The organism is Pseudomonas cremoricolorata, from assembly GCF_000759535.1.
Taxonomy (GTDB): Bacteria; Pseudomonadota; Gammaproteobacteria; order Pseudomonadales; family Pseudomonadaceae; genus Aquipseudomonas; species Aquipseudomonas cremoricolorata_A.
Window position 1 is genome coordinate 4,129,443 of record NZ_CP009455.1, and the last position, 21,442, is coordinate 4,150,884.

Genomic DNA, 21,442 nt, shown 5'->3' on the forward strand with positions numbered 1-21,442 from the left:
GACCCTCACGCCTGCCAGCCATTACCCTGAGCCCTTTGCCCGGCAGCGGAGGCGCGCGTGAGCAACTGGATCGACCTGCAGCAGGACGCCGACACCGGTATCGAGTCGCTGCGCGCGCATTTCGTCGGCCATGCCTACGACCCGCACTGGCACGACAGCTTTCTGGTCGGCGTCACCGAGCAAGGCGTGCAACAGTTCAACTGCCGGCGCAGGCGCCACCAGAGCACGCCGGGACAGGTGTTTCTGCTCGAACCCGGCGAGTTGCACGATGGCCACGCGCCTAGCGCAGATGGCTTCACCTATTCGATGCTGCACCTGCCACCGCAGTGGCTGGAGCGCGAACTGCGCGCGCTGTTCGAACACGCCCCGCAACAGGCACTGCCCGGTTTTGCCGACACCCTGAACGCAGACCCGCAACTGGCCGCGGCTACCGTGCGGGCCTTCCACGCCGTGCATGGCAAGGAACTGCGCATCGTCCGCGAGACCGCCAGCGACGATCTGCTGTGCGCCCTCACGCGCCACCTGCACTGGCGCCAGCGCCTGGCGATTGACCCGCGCCTGCCGCTGACCGCGCAACGCGCCCGCGAGTACCTGCATGCCCATGTGGCCGAAGATATCGGCCTGGAGCAACTGGCCGCCGCCTGCAACACCGACCGCTACCGCCTGACCCGCGCCTTCAAGGCCGCCTATGGCCTGGCACCGCATGCCTATCTGATTCAACTGCGTCTGACCCAGGCGCGGCAGTTGCTCAGTCGCGGGCAGACCCCGGCAGCGGTCGCTGCCCGCCTTGGCTTTGCCGACCAGAGCCACCTGGGCCGCTGGTTCCGCCGCGCCTACCGGCTGACCCCGGCTGACTACCGCAAGCGCTGCACATACCTTCCAGACTGAGCGCACAGCGGGCGGCGAGGATGATGACTTCACCGTCCGGAGCCTCGCCCATGTACCCCACCCTCTTGCCCTTCACCCTGTTCGCCCTGGCCGCCAGTATCAGCCCCGGCCCGACCAACCTGTTGATCCTCGCCCACGCCGCCCGACGTGGCTGGCGCGCCAGCGTGCTGCCGGTGCTGGCCGCGTGCCTGGCGGCTGCGGCGATCGTCTGGGTGGTCGGCCTGGGCCTGGGGGACTGGCTGCTCGGCCAACCGCAGGTGCAGCGGGCGATGAGCTGGCTGGGCGTGGCCTGGTTGAGCTGGCTGGCGCTGGGCTTACTGCGCAGTGCGAGTGCGCCGCTTGAGGCAACCCAGGGCAAGCCCTTTGGCCCAGGCAGCGCGGCGGCGCTGCAACTGCTCAACCCGAAAGTGTGGTGGATGGCGGTGGCAGTGATTAGCGTGTTCGCCACACCGACTCTGCCGGTCTGGCAATTGGCACTGGTGTTCTTGCTGGTGGCCCTGCCGAGCATGGCGGCCTGGGCCTGGCTTGGCGCCAGCAGTGCGCGCTGGCTGCAGGCGCCCGGGGCGCGGCGCCTGTTCAACCGCAGCCTGGCCGGGCTGTTGCTGGCCTCGGCCTGGCTGACCCTGCTGTAGGCCAAACCGTCAGTGCGGTGCCTGGGCCTGTGCAAAGCGCCGGGTGCCGAGCAGCGCCAGCAGCAGGCCGAGCAACGCCACGCTGCCCCCGACCAGGCCAATGTTGGCCACGCCCAGCTGGCTGCTGACGATACTGCCGAGCAGCGCGCCGCCACCGATGCCGATGTTGTAGATGCCGGAAAACAGCGCCATCGCCACATCGGTGGCATCGCTGGCAAGCTTGAGGGTCTTGGACTGCAAGGCCAGGCTGAAGCTGAGGATGGCGATGCCCCACAGCATGCTCAGCGCCGACAGCACATAGAAATGCCCGGACAGCGGCAGCAGCAACAGCAGGCACAGCGCCAGGCTAGCGATCGAGCCGAGCAGGAACCCCTGCGGGAAACGCTCGCTGTAACGGCTGAACAACACCGAGCCGATCACCCCGGCGCCGCCGAACAGCAACAGCAGCAGCGTGGTGCGCTCACCGCCGATCTGCGCAACGTGCAGGGCAAAGGGCTCGATGTAGCTGTAGGCGGTGAATTGCGCAGTGATCACCAGGGTCACCAAGGCATAGGTAATCACCAGCGCCGGGCGGCGGAACAGAATCGGCAGGCTGCGCAGCGAGCCGGAGTTCTGACTCGGCAGCAGCGGCAGCGACTTCATCAGACAGAGCATGGTCGCCAGGGCCACGCCGGCGATGCTCAGGAACGTTACCCGCCAGCCCAGCGCTTCGCCCACAACCCGCCCAAGCGGAATGCCCAGAACCATGGCCAGGGTGGTGCCGGTGGCCAGCAAGCCCAGCGCCTTGGCCTGCTGCCCAGGCGGCGCCACGCGCACCGCGAGCGATGCGGTGATGGCCCAGAACACCGCGTGGGCCAGGGCGATGCCGATACGGCTGAGCAGCAGCATGGCAAAGCTCTGCGCCATCCACGACAGCACATGGCTGACGGTGAACACCAGAAACACGCACAGCAATAGCTTGCGGCGCTCGACGTTACGGGTCAGCAGCATCATCGGCAGCGAGGTCAGCGCCACCACCCAGGCATAGACCGTGAGCATCAGGCCAACCTGCGCCGGGGTCATGCTGAAGCTGGCGCCGATGTCGCTGAGCAGCGCCACCGGCACGAACTCGGTGGTGTTGAAGATGAACGCCGCCAGGGCCAGGGCGATGACGCTCAGCCAGCTGCCGCCGCCGGCGGGCGCTGGCGTGGTGAGGGGGATGGGACCGTGCATGGGCGAAAATCGGCTCCGCGAGACAATGGGCTAGACGCCATCCGCCCTTGGGGGCGCCGGCACGAAGATTGTTATTGGAAGGAGTGCCGTGCATGGTACGCGGCTGTGCGGCGGCTCACAACCACGCTCGCCCGTTGGCGTCATTGGCAAGGCACGGTTATCTGGCACACCAAAAACCATTGTGAATACGAATATTTACCAGATACTATCGCGCCGCATTTACAAAGCCTTACATCTCATTTCAGGACTTGATCTCGATGCGTCGCTCGTTCGTCTCGCTGTGCCTGCTTCACGCCGCGCCCACCCTAGTATGGGCGGCGCAACCGCCGCTCGAGGTCGGCAACATTCAGCTCGATGCCGTGAACATCAGCGCCGACGGCGAGTTCGAGCGTGCCGACGGCCCGGTGGTGGGCTACAAGGCCTCGCGCTCGGCCAGCGCCACGCGCACCGACACGGCCCTGCACGAAACCCCGCAGTCGGTCAGCGTGGTGCCCAGGGACGTGGTCGAGGACACCGGCGCCACGCGCCTGCAGGACGCCCTGGACTACGCCGGCGGCGTCGGTCGGGCGAACAACTTCGGCGGTCAGGGCCTGACCACCTTCACCGTGCGCGGCTTCACCACCGGCGAGTTCTACCGCAACGGTTTTCCGATCAACCGCGGCTACCCCAACGCTCCCGACGCCAACACCATCGAGCGCCTGGAAGTGCTGCGCGGCCCGGCCACCAGCCTGTACGGCCGCGGCGACCCTGGCGGCACCTTCAACGTGGTCAGCAAGCAGCCCCAGGCCGAATCCAAGGTCACCGTGGGCACGCAGTTCGATGACTACGGCATGCACCGCGGCACCCTCGACGCTACCGGCCCGCTCAATCAGGACGGCAGCCTGGCCTACCGTCTGAACATTCTCGGCGAAGGCGGCGACAGCTTCCGTGATGACGTCGAGACCGAACGCTACGACGTCGCGCCAGTGATCAGCTGGCAGATCAACGAAACCACCAAGGTGGTCTTCGAAGGCGACTTCATGCGCAACAACCACCCGCTGGACCGCGGCCTGACCCGCTATACCACGCAGACCGCCGGCGCCTCGCGCGACACCTACCTGTGGGAAAAAGGCAGCGACAACCTGCTGCACAACGACAACGACATGGCCCAGGTGCGCTTCGAGCACAGCCTCAACGACAACTGGACCCTGGGCGGCGGCATGCAGTGGCTCGACGGCAGCCTCAAGGGCAATGCGGTCGAGGCCAACGGTCTGCAAGCGGACAACCGCACCCTGGGGCGCAACTTCAACTACCGCAAGCTGGAATGGACCGACCGCGACTACCAGCTCAACCTGACCGGCCACTTCGACACCGGCAACGTCTCCCACACCCTGCTGACCGGTGTTGAGTACGAAGACTACGACTACAAGTCGATCATCATGCGCTCGGCCGGCGGCGCCGATCAGTATCCGATCGACATCTACGACCCGGTGCTCGGCCAGCCGCGCCCGGCCCTGACCCGCACCCCGACCCACGACAAGTCCAACCTCAAGACCTGGGCCTTCTTCATCCAGGACCAGGTGGCGCTCACCGAACGCCTCAAGGTTCTCGGCGGCCTGCGCTTCGAGCGCTTCGAAAACCAAAACGAAGACTACGTGCTGGCCAGCCGCACCTTCGACAAGGGCGAAAACAGCGTCACCCCGCGCCTGGGCGTGATCTACGACCTCACCGACACCCTGGCCGTGTACGCCAACACCGCGCGCTCGTTCAAGCCCAATACCGGCGCTGCGTTCGGCGGTGGCGGGTTCGACCCGGAAAAAGGCAAGTCGTATGAACTGGGGCTGAAATGGGAAGCGCTGGACCGCCAGCTCAGCGTCGATGCGGCGATTTACCACATCGAGAAAGAAAACGTGCTGACGCTCGACCCGGTCAACGCCAACTTCAGTGTGGCAGCCGGCGAGGTACGCAGCCGCGGTCTGGACCTGAACGTGGCAGGCAACATCACCCCCGAGTGGCGCGTGATCGGTGGCTATTCCTACGTCGACGCCGAAGTGACCAAGGACAACCGCGTGCCGACCGGCACCCGCCTGGCGAACATCCCGCGCAATACCCTGAGCCTGCTCAACACCTACGAATTCCAGGACGGCTTCGCCAAAGGCCTGGGCCTTGGCGTCGGCTTCAAGTACGTCGACGACCGCAACGCGGCCACCGAAGCGGTGACCTACACCATGGAGCGCTACAGCGTGGTCGACCTGCTGAGCTTCTACAAGGTCAACGAGCACGTGCGCCTGAACCTCGACCTGAAAAACGTGTTTAACAAGGGCTACGACGAGGGGTCGTTCCTCACCTATGCCTATCCAGGCGCGCCGCGCACCGTCCAGGCCGGAGTGTCGTACACTTTCTGATCGCTCCTTTGCCCGCAACGGCACGCCGCAATGGCTGCCGTGCGGCGCTTGGCGGCGCCGGTGTGGCACGCTATGCTGCAATCATAGCTTTGTGCCACTACCGGACCTGACCTTGCCCAGCCATTCCACCCGCCACACCATCGCCCGCCAGTGGCAACTGCTCAAGCTGCTGCCTTCGCAACACCCCGGCACCACGTCCACGCACCTGCACCGGGCGCTGAGCGAAGCCGGCCACAGCACCAGCAAGCGCACCATCGAGCGCGACCTCAATGAGCTGTCGGCGCTGTTTCCCCTGCGCTGCAACGACCAGGGCACGCCGTTCGGCTGGTACTTGTTGCCTGAACTCGATCTTTACCCGCTCGACCCCGAGCCCTGGGCCGACAGCACCGTCGATGCAGCCGCCGCGATGCTTGACCTGTACCTGTGGGTCGACGCCGATCTGGCCGAACACCTGCTGCAATCGCCCCTTTCCAGCGACATGCAGATGCGCCGCGATGAACACGGTGGCGGCCATGTCGCGGCCAGCGTGCGCGATGACAAAGCGTTGCTGGCCTGGCTGCTGGCCCACGCTGGCAGAGTGCGGGTCAAGCGCCCGCATGCCCTGCGCGCGGCGATGCTCGAGCGTCTGCAACAGGCGACGGCGCTGAACGCCCCCTGAGCCCAGGCGGTCCTAGCTGGATCGAACTGCAACCAGGACCCTGCCCCATGCCCCGCACGCCCAGCGCTTCGTTCAACCCTTCCGGTTTCGTCAAGGTGCGCGGTGCCCGCGAGCACAATTTACAGAACGTCGATGTCGATATCCCGCGTGACGCGCTGGTGGTGTTTACCGGTGTCTCCGGCTCGGGCAAGTCGTCGCTGGCGTTCTCGACCGTGTATGCCGAAGCCCAGCGCCGCTACTTCGAGTCGGTGGCGCCCTATGCGCGGCGGCTGATCGATCAGGTCGGGGTCCCGGACGTTGACGCCATCGAAGGCCTGCCGCCGGCCGTGGCGCTGCAACAGCAGCGCGGTACCCCCAGCGCACGCTCGTCGGTCGGCAGCGTGACCACCTTGTCCAGCTCGATTCGCATGCTCTATTCCCGTGCCGGGCACTACCCGGCCGGGCAGGCCATGCTCTACGCCGAGGATTTTTCCGCCAATACCCCGCAGGGCGCGTGCAGCCACTGCCATGGCCTTGGGCGGGTGTACGAGGTCAACGAGGCGAGCCTGGTGCCGGACCCGTCGCTGAGCATCCGCCAGCGCGCCATCGCCGCCTGGCCACCGGCCTGGCAAGGGCAGAACCTGCGCGACATTCTGGTGACCCTGGGCTATGACGTGGACGTGCCGTGGCGCGACCTGCCGCCTCAGCAGCGCGACTGGATCCTGTTCACCGACGAGACACCCACCGTACCGGTGTACGCTGGCCTCACACCCGCGCAGACCCGCGAGGCGCTCAAGCGCAAGCTCGAACCCAGTTATCAGGGCACCTTCAGTGGCGCCAGGCGCTATGTGCTGCACACCTTCATGCACTCGCAAAGCGCGCAGATGCGCAAGCGCGTCGGCCAGTTCATGCTGCCCAGCGACTGCCCGGTGTGTGCCGGCAAACGCCTCAAGCAAGAGGCCCTGAGCGTGACCTTCGCCGGGCTGGACATCGCCGAACTGTCGCGTCTGAGCCTGGATGAACTGGCCGCGCTGCTGCGTCCGGTGGCCAGCGGCACAGGCGCGCACAGCGATGAGCTGTCGGTGGAAAAACGCCTGGCCGCCCAGCGCATCGCCGCAGAATTGCTCGAGCGCCTGCACGCCCTGCTCGACCTCGGCCTGGGCTATCTGGCGCTGGAGCGCAGCACCCCGAGCCTGTCCTCCGGCGAGCTGCAACGCCTGCGTCTGGCGACCCAGCTCAACTCGCAGTTGTTCGGGGTCATCTACGTACTCGACGAGCCCTCTGCCGGCCTGCACCCGGCCGACAGCGAAGCGCTGTACGGCGCGCTGGAGCGGCTCAGGCAGTCAGGCAACTCGGTGTTCGTGGTCGAGCACGATCTGGCGATCATGCAGCGCGCCGACTGGCTGGTGGATGTCGGTCCGGTCGCAGGGGAAGGTGGCGGGCGGATTCTCTACAGCGGGCCACCGCCGGGGCTGGCCGAGGTTGCCGAATCACGCACCCGGCCCTTCCTGTTCGATCGCGATCCGGCGCCACCGCGTATGCCCCGCAAGCCTCGGCACTGGTTGCAGCTCGAGGGCATCACCCGTAACAATCTGGTCGAGCTCAGCGTTGCGGTGCCGTTGGCGTGCTTTACCGCGGTCACCGGCATCAGCGGCTCGGGCAAATCCAGCCTGGTCAGCCAGGCGCTGCTTGAATTGGTCGGTGCGCAGTTGGGCCATGGCCCGGCAGAAGACCAAGCGCAGAGCCTGGAAGATGACGCGCTGATCCGCAGTGAAGGTCGAATCAGTGGCGGTATGGAACACATCAAGCGGCTGGTGAACGTCGACCAGAAGCCCATCGGCCGCACGCCACGATCGAATCTTGCCACCTATACCGGGCTGTTCGACCACGTGCGCAAGCTGTTCGCCGCCACCGAGCAGGCCAAGGCGCTGGGCTTCGATGCCGGGCGCTTTTCCTTCAACGTTGCCAAAGGCCGCTGCAGCGAGTGCGAGGGGGAAGGCTTCGTCAGTGTCGAGTTACTGTTCATGCCCAGCGTCTACGCGCCCTGCCCGGCCTGCCACGGCGCGCGCTACAACGCCCAGACCCTGGCGGTGACCTGGCAGGGCCTGAGCATTGCCGACGTGCTGCGACTGACCGTCGAGCAGGCCCTGGAGGTGTTCGCCGAACAACCGGCCGTCGCCCGCAGCCTGCGCGTGCTGCACGACATCGGCCTGGGCTACCTGCGCCTGGGCCAGCCGGCCACCGAACTGTCGGGCGGTGAGGCGCAGCGCATCAAGCTGGCCACCGAGCTGCAACGTCAGGCGCGCGGCGCCAGCCTGTATGTACTGGACGAACCCACCAACGGCCTGCATCCCCACGACATCGACCGACTGTTGCTGCAATTGCAGCGCCTGGTCGATGGCGGGCACAGCGTATTGGTGGTGGAACACGATATGCGCGTGGTGGCGCAGAGCGACTGGGTGATCGACATTGGGCCCGGTGCCGGCAACGCGGGCGGCACAGTGGTGGCCAGCGGCACGCCGCGCCAGGTGGCAGGCTGCAAGGCCAGTCGAACGGCGCGGTTCATTGCCGAGCAGTTGGGCTGAATGCGGGGTGGTTGCTCGTTTTCGTAGATATGACATGGCCATTCGCGGCTCAAGCCGCTACAAGCCCTGCAGGAGCGGCTTGAGCCGCGAATGGCCCACGCAGGAATCACGCGTACCGGCGCAACCCCTGGCGCCGCTGCTCCTGGCGCAACTGACCCACCAGCCCCACCACGTCACGGCAACTGTTGAGGCTGTCGAGGGGCACACCGGTCAGCAGGATGCAGGACTCCAGGCTTTCACCGTGGCCAAGGCGAATGGTCAGGCAGACGCCATCCGGGCAGGAAACCTCGCAGCGATCAGGCAGGCAGGCCTGTTCGATCATCTGGCGCATTTCAAGCATTGAAACGCCGATCATGGACATGTCACGACCCTCTGGGTAGCAAGTGGGCTGCTCGCGGCGGGCACGAACACAGGCAGGTGCTCGGGCCTGGAAACAAGGCAGGCAACCTCTTGCACCATACATCCAGAACCGCGCCTGGGGACGACCGTTCGGTCGGCCAGCAGCGACATGCGACCGGTGGTCTGCCACTGCACCGCAGATCACTGCGCCGACTGTACTGCCCCGCGCTCAAAGCGCTGTACAGCATGTCGGATTCAGCCACACCGCCTGCGCGGACAGACAACGCCACAGCGGGCAATCCGGCACACTGGGCGCATCTTTACGCTCAGGTAAGCCGAGTCATGACCGTCCTCAAGAACGCCCTGCAGCAAGGCCAGTTCGTGTGCATTCTGGAGTTCGTACCCAAGCCGTCCGCGCAGCGCTTCGCGCAGGTGGCGGCGATGATGGCGCGCGGTGGTTTCTGTGGCTGGCCCCTGACCGTGTCGATCGGCGACCGGGTCGGCAGTGCGCTGGATCTGTCGCCCCTCGATGCCTACGATTGCCTGCCCGAGCCAGTGCCGGCCCTGCTGCACTTTTCCGGCAAGGACCGCGAGCGCAGCGAGCTGCTGGCGCAGTTGCAACGCATGGACGCAGCGGGCCTTGCGCAGATGCTGGTACTCACCGGCGACCGCCTGCACGGCCATGTGCCAGGGCAGCGCCCGGTGCGCTATCTGGAATCGGTGGCCGCGCTTGGCATCATCCGCCAGGCCCGCCCCGACTGGCTGCTCGGTGCAGCGCTCAACCCGTTCAAGTACCGTGAGGAAGAAGGCGGCGCGCAGTACTTCAAAGCGGCCAAGAAGCTCAAGGCCGGGGCGGACTTTCTTGATTTGCAGCTGGGCTTCGACATGGACAAGCACGTCGAGGCGCTGGATTGGATGCAGCGCCAGCCACAGCCGCGGCCGCTGATCGCCTGCCTGCTGGCGCTGACTGTGGGCCGGGCGAAGATGCTTGGACAGGTTGCCGGGGTTACGGTGTCGGCATCGATGCTGGCGATGCTCGAGGCCGAGGCGGCGGTGTCCAAGGCCTTCGCCCAGGCCCGCAGTGTAGGCCGCCTGGCCTTGCAGATCGTCGAGCTGCAACGGCTGGGCTATGCCGGGGTGCATTTGTCTGGCCTGCATGAGGCGCAGCAGATGGACGCGCTGGAGGCTGCGGTGCAGGCGTGCCAGGCTCAAATCCGCACGCCGGCAGCTTGGCAGACCGCCTGGAATGAAGCCTGGCACATGCCAGGGTGTGCGCCGGTGACGTTCCACCCCGAGCAGGCCAACTGGCGCCAAGGCCAGTCACACGTGCAGCCCTCGTGGCGCGAGGCTGCGCGGGTCAAGCTGCTTGGCGGTTTGCACCATCAACTGTTCAGCGCCAGCACCCCACTGGGTCGCGGTTTCGCCTGGGCCGTACGCCGCCCGTTCTGGCAAGGCCGACGCGGGGCGCGCTGGCTGCACTGGCTGGAGCGCCGTGCCAAGCGCCCGCTGGTCGGTTGCGACACCTGCGGCAGCTGCCGCCTGGAACAGACCGTGTACATCTGCCCCGAGACCTGCCCCAAAGGCCTGGCCAACGGACCCTGTGGCGGTACGCAACTGAACCGTTGCGAGTTCGGCGACCGCGAGTGCATCCACAGCGTGCGCTACCGTACCGCCAAGGCCGACCCACAGGCAGCACTGGCCAGTCAGGCGTTGATCGACTGCGTGAACGTTGAAACTCGACATCGCAGTTCGTGGCCGCAATGGTTCGACGCCAATCGTCCCGGCGAGCCTCGCTAGCCCTGGCGAAGAAGCTCACAGCACACTACGCCCACCTTCCGGTTCAGGCATACTGCGCGGCGCCCTGGCAGGGTAAAAAAACCTTGTATACCGCCTGCAGTGTGCAACCCTGGCCAAGCGGCCAATGTCCAAGCCTTGCCAAGCGTCCAGGCACCCTCTCCCGTGGCCCTGTGTGACCGAACAGAATGACTGCCCAGAACCCGCTGCCTCCCACCCCTGACACCGCTGAACAGCACGACTTGCAGGCGCAAATCCTGCGCCTGCGCGCGTTGCTCGACGCAGCCGGCATCGATCCCGATCAGCCAGCCGACCCACGCTGCGACGTGCAGCGCGCAGCGGCCAGCGCGGAGCACGCACGCCGCGCGCGCAATGCCGCACGGCAATGGGCGGCATTCGAAAGCGCGGTGGATTTCGCCATCGTTCTGAGCGACCAACACGGCGTGATCACCGACTGGAACTCTGGCGCGGTGCATGTCATGGGCTGGAGCGCCGAGGAAATGTGCGGTCATACGGCCGATGCCTTCTTCACCCACGGCGACCGCGCCAGCGGCCGAGTCGCCGAGGAAATGCAACTGGCCCTGCGCGACGGTCGGGTGTCGGACGAGCGTTGGCACTTGCGCAAGGACGGCGGGCAGTTCTGGGCTTCGGGCGAGATGATGCCGCTGTACAGCGAAAACGATACGCACCTGGGATTCATGAAGATCCTGCGCGACCGCACCCAGGAGCACCTGGCCGGGCGCGCCGTGGCCGAAGCGCAGGAGCGCCACCGTCTGGCTGCCAAGGCCACCAACGATGCCATCTGGGACTGGGATCTGCGCAGCAACTACGTGCTGTGGAACGACGCTCTGCACGAGGCCTACGGTCATCATCTGGAACCGGGTCAGATGCTCCACCAATGGTGGGTATCGCACATTCACGTCGACGACCGCGCGCGTATCCATGCCTCGTTGCGGGCGGTGATCGACGGCACTGACACGACCTGGAGCGATGGCTACCGCTTCGAGCGCGCCGACGGCTCCTACGCTGAAGTGCTCGACCGCGGTCATGTCAGCCGCGATGCCGAGGGCAACGCGGTGCGCATGATCGGCGCCATGCTCGATCTGACCCGCATGCGCTCGGCCGAAGCGGCGCTGCGCAAGAGCGAAGAACGCTTTCGCACCATGTTGGGCATCATCGAAACGGCGTTCGCCATCGTCGAGGTCAAGTTCGATGCCCAGGACCTGCCCGTCGACTACCGCTTCCTGGAGGTCAACCCGGCGTTCGAGCGTCAGGCCGGGGTCAACCTGCAAGGCAAATGGGTCACCGAATACGCGCCGGACCTCGAGCCGTTCTGGTTCCAGGTTTACGGACACGTGGCCAAGACCGGCGAACCGACCCACTTCGAAAACTACGCCGAAGCCTTCGAGCGCTGGTTCGATGTGCGCGCGGTGCGCGTCGGCGAGCCGGAAAAGCGCCAGATCGGCATCTTCTTCAACGATGTCACCGAACGCCGCACGGCCCAGGAACGGCTGCGGGTCAGCGAACAATTGGCGCGGGAGAACGTCGAGCGCGTGCAACTGGCCCTGGCCGCTGGCGCAATCATTGGCACCTGGCACTGGGACCTGGTGCACGATCGCTTCACCGTCGATGAAGCCTTCGCCCTGGCCTTCGGCCTCGACCCCTCGCTGGGCCGCGTGGGCCTGAGCCTGGAACAGGTGGTCACCACCGTACACCCGGAAGACCGCGCCGGGCTGATCGCCGCCATCGACGAAGCGTGCAAGCGGGGTGGCGCCTACGCCCACCAGTACCGGGTGCGCCGCGCCGATGGCCGTTATTACTGGATCGAAGCCAATGGCCGGGTCGACCACGCCGCCGACGGCACCCCCCTGGATTTTCCCGGCGTGCTGATCGATGTCGAAGAACGCCGCGCCGTGCGCGAACAGCGCGACGACGCCCTCAAGGCCCTGCGCCACCTCACCGAAACCCTCGAACAGCGGGTCGCCGAACGCACCCTGGAGCTGATGCAGTCGGAAGAAAAGCTGCGTCAGTCGCAGAAGATGGAAGCCGTCGGCCAGCTCACCGGCGGCCTGGCCCATGACTTCAATAACCTGCTGGCCGGTATCTCCGGCGCGCTCGAGCTGATGAACCTGCGCATCGGCCAGGGCCGGGTGCAGGACATCGACAAGTACATGACCGCCGCGCAGGGCGCCGCCAAGCGCGCTGCGGGCCTGACCCACCGCCTGCTGGCGTTCTCGCGAAGGCAGACCCTCGACCCGCAACCGATCGACGTCAACCGTCTGGTCGAAGGTCTGAGCGATCTGATCCAGCGCACGGTAGGCCCGAGCATCCTCATCGAAACCGTGAGCGTCAGCGGCAGTTGGCCAGCCCGGGCCGATGTCAGCCAGCTGGAAAATGCCCTGCTCAACCTGTGCATCAACGCCCGCGATGCCATGCCGACCGGTGGGCGCATCATCATTGAAACCGCCAACCGCTGGATTGGCGCCGATGCGGCGCGAGCACTGGACATTCCCGCCGGCCAGTACCTGTCGCTTAGCGTCAGCGACACCGGCATGGGCATGAGTTCCGAGGTGCTGGCCAAGGCCTTCGACCCGTTCTTCACCACCAAGCCGATCGGCCAGGGCACCGGCCTTGGCCTGTCGATGATCTATGGCTTTGCCAAGCAGTCCGGTGGCCAGGCACGGATCTACTCGCAACCGGGCGAAGGCACCACGGTGTCGATCTACCTGCCACGTTCGCAGGACGGCAGCGTCGAACCGCGCATCGAGCCGAGCGCCAGCCCCGACCTGCACAATCAGGCCGGCAAGACGGTGTTGGTCGTCGACGATGAACCGACGGTGCGCATGTTGCTGCACGATGTGCTGAGCGACCTGGGCTACAGCATCATCGATGCTGCCGACAGCGTCGCCGGTCTGGCCGTGTTGCGTTCGGACACGGTCATCGAGCTGCTGATCACCGATGTCGGCCTGCCCGGTGGTCTGAACGGTCGGCAACTGGCCGATGCCGGACGAGCCCTGCGCCCGGAGCTCAAAACCCTGTTCATCACCGGCTACGCGGAAAGTGCCGCCATCGGCAGCGGCCAACTCGATCCGGGCATGCTGATCCTGACCAAGCCGTTCGCGGTCGAGGCGCTGGTGGCCAAGGTGCGCGAGCTGATCGTGCTGTGAGCCGCCGCGAGCCTCAGGCGCGTGGCGGCAGGTAGCGGCTCAGTTCGTACTTGCCCACGGCTGCGCGGTGTACTTCGTCCGGGCCGTCGGCCAGGCGCAAGGTGCGCTGCATGGCGTACATGTAGGCCAGCGGGAAGTCATCGCTGACGCCTGCGCCGCCATGCAACTGAATCGCGCGGTCGATCACCTGCAAGGCGACGTTGGGCGCTACCACCTTGATCTGGGCGATCTCGCTGCGCGCCACCTTGTTGCCGACACTGTCCATCATGTAGGCAGCCTTGAGGGTCAGCAGCCGGGCCATGTCGATCTGCATGCGCGAGTCGGCGATGATGTCGAGGTTGCCGCCCAGTTGCGCCAGCGGCTTGCCGAACGCCACCCGCTCACTGGCGCGCCGGCACATCAGTTCGAGCGCCCGCTCGGCCATGCCCAGCGAACGCATGCAGTGGTGGATGCGCCCCGGCCCCAGACGCCCCTGGGCGATCTCGAAGCCGCGACCTTCGCCAAGGATCACGTTCTCGTAGGGCACCCGTACGTTGTCGAAGCGCATCTCGGCGTGGCCATGGGGGGCGTCGTCGTAGCCGAATACGCTCAGCGGCCGGACGATGTTCACGCCTGGGGTGTCAGTAGGCACGAGGATCATCGAATGCTGTTGGTGACGCGGGCCATCGGGATTACTCAGGCCCATGAAGATCAACACCTTGCAGCGCGGGTCGCAGGCCCCCGAAGTCCACCACTTGCGCCCGTCGATCACCCATTGATCGCCTTCGCGGCGGGCGCTGGCGCGCATGTTGGTGGCGTCGGAAGACGCCACATCCGGCTCGGTCATGGCGAAGGCCGAACGGATCTCGCCGCGCAACAACGGCTCCAGCCAGCGTTGCTTGTGTTCAGCACTGCCATAGCGCACCAGCAGCTCCATGTTGCCGGTGTCGGGCGCCGAGCAGTTGAACGGCTCTGGGCCGAGCAGCGACCGGCCCATGATTTCCGCCAGCGGCGCGTATTCCAGGTTGCTCAGGCCTGCGCCGTACTCAGACTCGGGCAGAAACAGGTTCCACAGTCCTTCGGCCTGGGCCTGGCGCTTGAGTACCTCGACGATCTCGGTGGGCTGCCAGCGATCGCCCTCGGCCACCTGACGGGCGAACACCGCTTCGGCAGGATACACGCAGGCCTCCATGAACGCGCTGACGCGCTCACAGAGGGCCTGGACCTTGGGCGTGTAGGAGAAATCCATGGGCAGCGTCCTGGTAGCGGTGGGCACGGATGGCGCAAGCGTAAGGCAGCCTTCAGTCATCCATCCAATGTATTTTCTTTGTGTATCAACATTCATAAGCACTATATGATCGAGCGCATTGCCCGCCATGAGCCATGCGCATGAACCTCAGCAAGGTCGACCTCAACCTGTTCATCGTTTTCGACGCCATCTACACCGAAGCCAACCTGACCCGCGCAGGGCAGATCGTCGGCATCACCCAACCGGCGGTGTCCAATGCCCTGTCGCGGTTGCGCGATACCTTCAACGATCCACTCTTCGTGCGCACTGCCCACGGCATGGTGCCCACGCCCATGGCGCAGAACATCATTGGCCCGGTGCGCAACGCGCTGGCCCTGCTGCGCACCTCGGTACAGGAAAGCCGCACCTTCATCCCGCTGGAGGCGAACAAGACCTTTCGCATCAGCATGACCGACCTGATCGAGGCCGTGGTCCTGCCACCGCTGTTCCAGCGCCTGCGCCGCCTGGCTCCCGGCGTGGTGATCGACAGCTTTCTGAGCAAGCGCCGCGAAACCACCAAGGAACTGGCCGCCGGACGCCTGGATTTCGCCGTCGACGTGCCGCTCAACACCGACCCACAGGTGCGCCACGTCAAGCTGCTGGAAGACCGCTTCGTTTGCGCCCTGCGCCAGGGCCACCCGCTGGCCGACAGCCGCCTGACCCTGGAAAGCTACCTGTCGATGGCGCACATCCACATCTCCAGTCGGCGCAATGGCCTGGGTTACGTCGATTTGGCATTGGGCAAGATGGGCGTGCAGCGCAAGGTGGTGTTGCGCTCACAGCACTACCTGATGGCGTGCCAGGTCTTGCAGCAGTCCGACCTGGTGATGACCGTGCCGGAACGCTTCGCCCGCCGCCATCAATTGCGCCACTTGCCCCTGCCGGTCGAAGTCGCACCGCTGGAGACCCATCTGTACTGGCACGAAAGCACCGACCAGGACCCGGCCAACCGCTGGATGCGCGAGCAGATCATCGAGTTGTGCCAGCGGGTGGTGGCGCAGGATCAGGCGGCGCCGTGAGGCGGCGCAGCGCAGACCTGCACGCGTGGACCGCTGCAATGGCAAACGGCTCGGGATGTCCTACAACACCCGCTTGATCAACGGCCCCAGCCGGGTATAGCGCAAACGGCGCAGGAAAGTGCGGACCTTTTTCGGGTGATCGCCCTTCTCGCCCAGTTCGGCCGGATGCTCGATCAGTTGGGTGTGCCGGCGAATGCCCTCCAGTTCGCGGTGCCGTGGCTCGAGCCAGGCGCCTTCGGGGTCGTCGATCAGTAGGGCGTTTTCCAGGTCGAGGTTGAAGCCGCGGGGGTTGAAGTTGTTGCCGGTGAGCAGGCTGTAGCGCTGATCGACCCACATGCCCTTTGCGTGAAACGTGTGACCTGGGTCGTTCCACACACGCAGTTTCAGCTGCTTGCGGGCAATGGCCTTGGCCTGGCGGCGGACGAACGCCCGCAGGTTGTCTTCGTACAGATAGGGCAGCACGCCACTGGCGCTGAAGGGTTGGTCCGGGGCGATGTAGAAATCGTTGGCAGTGCGGTGGCCGACGATCAGCTCGACCTGCACCCCGCGCGCCAGGGCCAGGCGCACTTCGCGCAGCAACATGCGCGGCAGGTTGAAGTACGGCGTACACAGCACCAGCTCGCCGCGGGCGGCGCGCACCAGCGTGCACAAGGTGTGATTGAGCAGGTTGCCGCGGCCGATGCCCAGCAGCGGGATCACCCGCAGGCCGCTGAACGCCGGGCTCTGGAGCGCGTATTGCTGGTTGCGCAAGTAACTGCGCAGGCGACGGATCTTGCTGCGCAAGCTGCCCGGGTCGGGCGCTTCCGGCAGGTCAAGACGCGCAGTGGCATCGCTGGCGAGGATGCGCTGCACCAGCGCCACCATGGCGTCGGCCAATGCCGGGCTGTGCAGCAGGTGGTAGCGGTCGAGGCGATAGCGCTCGAAACGGTGCAGGTAGACGTTGTTCAGGCTGGCGCCGGTGTACAGCACACAGTCATCGATGACGCTGCCCTTGAGGTGCAGCACGCCGAACAGCTCGCGGGTCTGCACCGGCACGCCATGGATCGCCACATCCAGGCCGCGTAACTGGCGCTGCGCCTGATACCAGGCGGCGTTGCCCGGCTGCTTGCCGCCACCGAGCAGGCCGCGACGGGCGCGGAACCAGTCGACCACCACGGTGATCTGCAACTCGGGTCGCGCGGCCTTGGCCTGGTACAGCGCATCGAGCACCTGCTGCCCGGCCTCGTCTTCCTGCAGGTACAGCGCCACCAGCATGATCCGTCGGGTGGCAGTGGCAATGCGTTGCAGCAGTGCCTCACGGTAACTGGCAGCATCGGCCAGCACCTCCAGCGCATCGGCACCCACGGCAACGCCCGGCAGCTGGGCAAGGTAAGAATCAGCGGTCAAAGGTGACACCTCCAAAAGCACGGCAGCCGATGGGCTGCCGTGTGAGTGAGTTGCAGAGGTGCAGTGTAGAGGGTTGCGTGGCGCAGACCCAAGGGCTGCTGGCGCCGATCTGGCAGACGCAGCAGCACCTGGCGCTCATCACCGTCAGCGCAGATCGAAGCGATCGAGCTCCATGACCTTTTCCCAGGCCGCGACGAAATCCTTGACGAAGCGTTCGTTGCCATCGCTGCTGCCGTACACCTCCGACAAGGCGCGCAACTGTGCGTGGGAGCCGAACACCAGATCGACGCGGCTGGCACTCCAGCGCACCTTGCCGGTGCTGCGGTCGCGTCCCTCGAAGGCTTCGTTGTCGCCGTTGACCGGGGTCCAGACCACGCTCATGTCGAGCAGGTTGCGGAAGAAGTCGTTGCTGAGCACACCGACGCGGTCGGTGAACACACCCTGCTGGTTGTCGCCATGGTTGGCGCCCAGCACCCGCAGGCCGCCAACCAGCACGGTCAGTTCGGGGGCGGTGAGGGTCAGCAGTTGCGCACGGTCGAGCAGCAGTTTTTCCGCAGCGACGCTGTAGCGCGCCTTGCTGAAGTTGCGAAAGCCGTCGTGCAGCGGTTCGAGCACGGCGAACGACTCGACATCGGTCTGCGCCTGGCTGGCATCGCTGCGCCCGCCGTGGAACGCCACGCTGACCGGGTGACCGCCGTCCTTGGCCGCTTGCTCGACTGCGGCGCAACCGCCCAGCACGATCAGGTCAGCCATCGACAGCTGCTTGCCGCCGGCGTTGAACTGGCTGCGAATCTGCTCCAGCTGGGCCAGCACCTGCTGCAACTGCTGCGGCTCGTTGGCCGCCCAGTCCACCTGCGGCGCCAGACGCACGCGGGCGCCGTTGGCACCGCCGCGTTTGTCCGAACCGCGGAAGGTCGAGGCCGAGGCCCAGGCGGTGCGCACCAGTTGCGGCACCGTCAGCCCCGAGGCGAGCACCTGGCCTTTGAGCTGTTCGATGTCTGCGGCCGACAATGCAGCGCCCGGCGCAGGCAGCGGGTCTTGCCAGAGCAACTCTTCCCGCGGCATTTCCGGGCCGAGGTAACGCGACAGCGGCCCCATGTCACGGTGGATCAGCTTGAACCAGGCGCGGGCGAAGGCATCGGCCAGTTGCTCGGGGTGCTCCTTGAAGCGCCGCGCGATGGGTTCGTAGATCGGGTCGAAGCGCAGCGCCAGGTCGGAGGTGAGCATCGACGGCGCGTGGCGCTTGCCGGCATCGAAAGCGTCGGGAATCTGCCCGGCGCCCTGCCCGTTGCTGGGCTGCCACTGGTGCGCACCGGCCGGGCTCTTGGTCAGTTCCCAGTCGAAGTTGAAGAGGTTTTCCAGGTACTCGTTGCTCCAGCGGGTGGGCGTCGAGGTCCAGGTCACTTCCAGGCCGCTGGTGATCGCATCAGGGCCAACACCGCTGCCATGGCGGTTGTGCCAGCCCAGGCCCTGAGCTTCGAGGCCGGCCGCTTCCGGCTCGGCGCCAACGTTATCCGCCGAGGCGGCGCCGTGGGTCTTGCCGAAGGCGTGACCACCGGCGATCAGTGCCACGGTTTCTTCATCGTTCATAGCCATGCGGGCGAAGGTTTCGCGAATGTCGCGGCCCGAGGCAACCGGGTCGGGATTGCCTTCGGGGCCTTCAGGGTTGACGTAGATCAGGCCCATCTGCACCGCCGCCAGCGGGTTTTCCAGGTTGCGTTCGCCGCCCAGATCACGGCTTTGCTCTTCGGCGTGTTTCTCAGGCTCGGCCACCAGGTCGCCCTGGCCGGGCTCCTGGGCCTTGGTCTGCGCCTTGCCGTAACGGGTGTCGCCGCCCAGCCAGACCTTTTCCGAACCCCAGTACACGTCCTGGTCCGGCTCCCACACGTCGGCGCGCCCGCCAGAGAAGCCGAAGGTCTTGAAGCCCATCGACTCCAGCGCCACGTTGCCGGTCAGCACGATCAGGTCGGCCCAGGAAATGCGCTGGCCATACTTCTGCTTGATCGGCCACAACAGGCGCCGGGCCTTGTCCAGGCTGACGTTGTCCGGCCAGCTGTTGAGCGGTGCGTAACGCTGCTGACCGGACCCTGCCCCGCCACGGCCATCAGCGATGCGGTAAGTACCGGCACTGTGCCAGGCCATGCGCACGAACAACGGCCCGTAGTGACCGAAGTCGGCCGGCCACCAGTCCTGAGAATCGGTCATCAGCGCATGCAGGTCTTGCTTGAGCGCCTGAAAGTCGAGCTGGCGAAAGGCGCTGGGGTAGTCGAAATCCTCACCCAGCGGGTCGGACTTGTTCGAATGCTGGTGGAGGATGCTCAGGTTGAGCTGGTCAGGCCACCAGTCACGGTTGCTGGTGCCGCTGCCGGCGGTTTGATGGAACGGGCACTTCGATTCGCTCGACATCTCTCTCTCCCATGGGCTCGGGTCTGGTTGGATTCCGGTCTGCGCCAGTTGCCAGGGTGGCTGCACGCACGGTGCCTGCCTGCCCCTTCATCAGTGCGGTCTTGGTCAGACCGCTGCTGCCGGGTGACACACCCGGCAGCCCTGGAGACAGCGTAGTCCAGGCTCATTGCAGGTCTAATAGAGCGAGTGTTGAGCGTCGATAGGCTGGCTCTGTCAGCGCACCACCGCTTGCAGCGCCGTCCACAGCTGCGCGACATGCTCGCGCTCGGTGGGCAGCGCGCCGATCGACACCCGCACCATCCACTGCCCGTCGAGCTGCGCCGGGGTCACATAGGCCTGGCCGCTGTCGTTGAGCCTTTGCGCCCAGTCGCGGGTGTGCTGCTCCAGCGCCGCACCCTCGACGCCAGGCGGGCAATGGCGCAGACACAGGGTCTGCAAGTGCACCGGGGCAAGCAGCTGCCAGTCAGGGCTAGCCGCGACCTGCTCGGCCAGCCAGCGGGCGTTGTCCAGGTCACGGCGCAAACGTTGCTGCAGCGCTTCGACGCCTTCGCTGCGCAGCAGGAACCACAGCTTCAAAGCGCGGAAACGCCGGCCCAGGGGAATGCCCCAGTCACGCAGGTTCTTCACCTCGGCATCCACTGCCGATTGCAGGTAGCTGGGATTGGTGCTCATCACCCGAATCAGGTGCTGCGGATCGCGGACGTAGTACAACGAGCAGTCGAAGGCCACCCCCAGCCACTTGTGCGCATTGACCACCAGCGAGTCGGCCAGCTCGATACCCTCCCACATCCAGCGGCATTCGGGCAGGATCATCGCTGAGCCGGCCATGGCCGCATCGACGTGCAGCCACAGGCCATGGGCCTGGGCGATCTGCCCCACTGGCGTCAGCGGGTCGAGCGCGGTGGTGGCGGTGGTGCCACAGGTGGCGACGATGGCGCAGGGCTGATTGCCCCGGGCCAGGTCGTCGGCGATGGCCGCCTGCAAGGCCGCGGGGCGCATGGCGAAGTGTTCGTCGGTGGCGATCAGGCGAATGTTGTCGCGCCCAAAGCCTGCCAGCAGCGCGGCCTTGTCTACCGAGCTGTGGGCGTGGGCGCTGGCGTAGACGATCAGCGGCGCCGCCTGCGCTTGCACGCCGCCGCGCGCCAGGGCATAGCCGCTGGCCCGTTCCCGGGCGCAGATCAGCGCCACCAGCGTGCTGGTCGAGGCGGTGTCCTGAATCACCCCGCTCCACTGGCTCGACAGGCCGAACAGTTGGCGCAGCCAGTCGAGGGTGGTTTCTTCCAGCTCGCTCAGCGCCGGGCTGGATTGCCATGACAGGCCGAGCACGCCCAGGCCGGTGCTGAGCATGTCGCCCAGCACCGAAGGCAGGCTGGCGTTGGAGGGGAAGTAGCCGTAGAACTGCGGATGCTGCCAATGCGACAGCCCCGGCATCAGCAAGCGCTGAACATCGTCCAGCAGGCTGGCGAATGGCTCGCCGTGCTGCGGCGCGGCGCTGGGCAACGCTGCCTTGAGGTAGCCGGGCGCGACCTGGGCCATGACCGGGCGCTGCTCTACGCTCTGGCGGTAGTCGGCGATCAGGTCGATCAGTTGGTGGCCATGGCGGCGGAAGTCTTCGGGGGTCATTGGCGGTCCTCCACAGGCTGGCCCGTGGCGGAGAACGCCAGCGGGGGAGCGAGGCCGGCAGTGTAGGCTGGGCGCGCGGCGGGAAGAACCGCGCCGCGCGCAT

The 21,442-nt window shown here is 66.2% G+C and carries 14 protein-coding genes; 8 read left to right on the top strand and 6 right to left on the bottom strand.

Annotation, left to right across the window (positions count from 1 at the left end; translation table 11 throughout):
- Nucleotides 1-57 precede the first annotated feature (57 nt).
- Together LK03_RS18755 and LK03_RS18760 are read left to right on the top strand one after the other, a co-directional pair.
- A complete protein-coding gene (locus LK03_RS18755) occupies nt 58-888 on the top strand; it encodes an AraC family transcriptional regulator (RefSeq protein ID WP_038413996.1) in 831 nt (276 codons plus the stop codon).
- Between the two features lie 50 nt (nt 889-938).
- The gene (locus tag LK03_RS18760) at nt 939-1,520 is read left to right on the top strand and encodes a LysE family translocator (RefSeq protein ID WP_038413997.1); all 582 of its coding nucleotides are present in this window, start codon (nt 939-941) and stop codon (nt 1,518-1,520) included.
- A gap of 9 nt (nt 1,521-1,529) precedes the next feature.
- Here LK03_RS18760 and LK03_RS18765 read toward each other — a convergent pair whose 3' ends face one another.
- Nucleotides 1,530-2,732 carry a sugar transporter gene (locus LK03_RS18765; protein WP_028693590.1) on the bottom strand — a complete coding sequence of 401 codons (1,203 nt, stop codon included), beginning with the start codon at nt 2,730-2,732 and terminating at the stop codon, nt 1,530-1,532.
- A 257-nt stretch (nt 2,733-2,989) separates the two neighbouring features.
- Between LK03_RS18765 and LK03_RS18770 the strand changes: the two genes are divergently transcribed.
- From LK03_RS18770 to LK03_RS18780, 3 genes are all read left to right on the top strand, one after another.
- Nucleotides 2,990-5,116: a TonB-dependent siderophore receptor gene (locus LK03_RS18770; RefSeq protein ID WP_038413998.1), complete on the top strand. Its 2,127-nt coding sequence runs from the start codon at nt 2,990-2,992 to the stop codon at nt 5,114-5,116.
- Nucleotides 5,117-5,228: 112 nt separating this feature from the next.
- Nucleotides 5,229-5,774: a WYL domain-containing protein gene (locus LK03_RS18775; RefSeq protein WP_038413999.1), complete on the top strand. Its 546-nt coding sequence runs from the start codon at nt 5,229-5,231 to the stop codon at nt 5,772-5,774.
- A gap of 47 nt (nt 5,775-5,821) precedes the next feature.
- Complete coding sequence (locus LK03_RS18780; protein ID WP_038414000.1) at nt 5,822-8,338, top strand: excinuclease ABC subunit UvrA; 2,517 nt, start codon at nt 5,822-5,824, stop codon at nt 8,336-8,338.
- Nucleotides 8,339-8,444: 106 nt separating this feature from the next.
- Here the strand turns inward: LK03_RS18780 and LK03_RS18785 are convergent, their stop codons facing one another.
- A complete protein-coding gene (locus LK03_RS18785; protein ID WP_038414001.1) occupies nt 8,445-8,699 on the bottom strand; it encodes a DUF1652 domain-containing protein in 255 nt (84 codons plus the stop codon).
- Nucleotides 8,700-9,019: 320 nt separating this feature from the next.
- Between LK03_RS18785 and LK03_RS18790 the strand changes: the two genes are divergently transcribed.
- Nucleotides 9,020-10,474 carry a methylenetetrahydrofolate reductase C-terminal domain-containing protein gene (locus LK03_RS18790; protein ID WP_038414002.1) on the top strand — a complete coding sequence of 485 codons (1,455 nt, stop codon included), beginning with the start codon at nt 9,020-9,022 and terminating at the stop codon, nt 10,472-10,474.
- A 254-nt stretch (nt 10,475-10,728) separates the two neighbouring features.
- Nucleotides 10,729-13,638, top strand: a complete 2,910-nt coding sequence (locus LK03_RS18795; RefSeq protein WP_038414834.1) for a PAS domain-containing hybrid sensor histidine kinase/response regulator — start codon at nt 10,729-10,731, stop codon at nt 13,636-13,638.
- Between the two features lie 13 nt (nt 13,639-13,651).
- Here the strand turns inward: LK03_RS18795 and LK03_RS18800 are convergent, their stop codons facing one another.
- Nucleotides 13,652-14,866 carry an acyl-CoA dehydrogenase gene (locus LK03_RS18800; protein WP_038414003.1) on the bottom strand — a complete coding sequence of 405 codons (1,215 nt, stop codon included), beginning with the start codon at nt 14,864-14,866 and terminating at the stop codon, nt 13,652-13,654.
- A gap of 140 nt (nt 14,867-15,006) precedes the next feature.
- Here LK03_RS18800 and LK03_RS18805 point away from each other — a divergent pair, with 140 nt between their 5' ends.
- Complete coding sequence (locus LK03_RS18805) at nt 15,007-15,924, top strand: LysR family transcriptional regulator (RefSeq protein ID WP_038414004.1); 918 nt, start codon at nt 15,007-15,009, stop codon at nt 15,922-15,924.
- 60 nt (nt 15,925-15,984) lie between these two features.
- On the opposite strand, the gene pssA is transcribed toward LK03_RS18805, so the two are convergent.
- The 3 genes from pssA to LK03_RS18820 all read right to left on the bottom strand — a co-directional run bounded on the left by pssA (nt 15,985) and on the right by LK03_RS18820 (nt 21,339).
- On the bottom strand, nt 15,985-17,310 hold the full coding sequence (gene pssA, locus LK03_RS18810) for a CDP-diacylglycerol--serine O-phosphatidyltransferase (RefSeq protein ID WP_081951643.1): 1,326 nt from the start codon (nt 17,308-17,310) through the stop codon (nt 15,985-15,987).
- Between the two features lie 144 nt (nt 17,311-17,454).
- On the bottom strand, nt 17,455-19,716 hold the full coding sequence (katG, locus tag LK03_RS18815) for a catalase/peroxidase HPI (RefSeq protein ID WP_038414006.1): 2,262 nt from the start codon (nt 19,714-19,716) through the stop codon (nt 17,455-17,457).
- A 213-nt stretch (nt 19,717-19,929) separates the two neighbouring features.
- On the bottom strand, nt 19,930-21,339 hold the full coding sequence (locus LK03_RS18820) for a DOPA decarboxylase (RefSeq protein ID WP_038414007.1): 1,410 nt from the start codon (nt 21,337-21,339) through the stop codon (nt 19,930-19,932).
- Between the last annotated feature and the right edge of the window lie 103 nt (nt 21,340-21,442).

What these genes read in the sequence shown, in the direction of transcription:
- LK03_RS18780 (WP_038414000.1), top strand. Translation starts at nt 5,822, where the DNA reads ATGCCCCGCACGCCCAGCGCTTCGTTCAACCCTTCCGGTTTCGTCAAG.
- katG (WP_038414006.1), bottom strand. Translation starts at nt 19,716, where the DNA reads ATGTCGAGCGAATCGAAGTGCCCGTTCCATCAAACCGCCGGCAGCGGC.
- LK03_RS18805 (WP_038414004.1), top strand. Translation starts at nt 15,007, where the DNA reads ATGAACCTCAGCAAGGTCGACCTCAACCTGTTCATCGTTTTCGACGCC.
- LK03_RS18790 (WP_038414002.1), top strand. Translation starts at nt 9,020, where the DNA reads ATGACCGTCCTCAAGAACGCCCTGCAGCAAGGCCAGTTCGTGTGCATT.
- LK03_RS18800 (WP_038414003.1), bottom strand. Translation starts at nt 14,866, where the DNA reads ATGGATTTCTCCTACACGCCCAAGGTCCAGGCCCTCTGTGAGCGCGTC.
- LK03_RS18765 (WP_028693590.1), bottom strand. Translation starts at nt 2,732, where the DNA reads ATGCACGGTCCCATCCCCCTCACCACGCCAGCGCCCGCCGGCGGCGGC.
- LK03_RS18760 (WP_038413997.1), top strand. Translation starts at nt 939, where the DNA reads ATGTACCCCACCCTCTTGCCCTTCACCCTGTTCGCCCTGGCCGCCAGT.
- LK03_RS18820 (WP_038414007.1), bottom strand. Translation starts at nt 21,339, where the DNA reads ATGACCCCCGAAGACTTCCGCCGCCATGGCCACCAACTGATCGACCTG.
- LK03_RS18785 (WP_038414001.1), bottom strand. Translation starts at nt 8,699, where the DNA reads ATGTCCATGATCGGCGTTTCAATGCTTGAAATGCGCCAGATGATCGAA.
- LK03_RS18770 (WP_038413998.1), top strand. Translation starts at nt 2,990, where the DNA reads ATGCGTCGCTCGTTCGTCTCGCTGTGCCTGCTTCACGCCGCGCCCACC.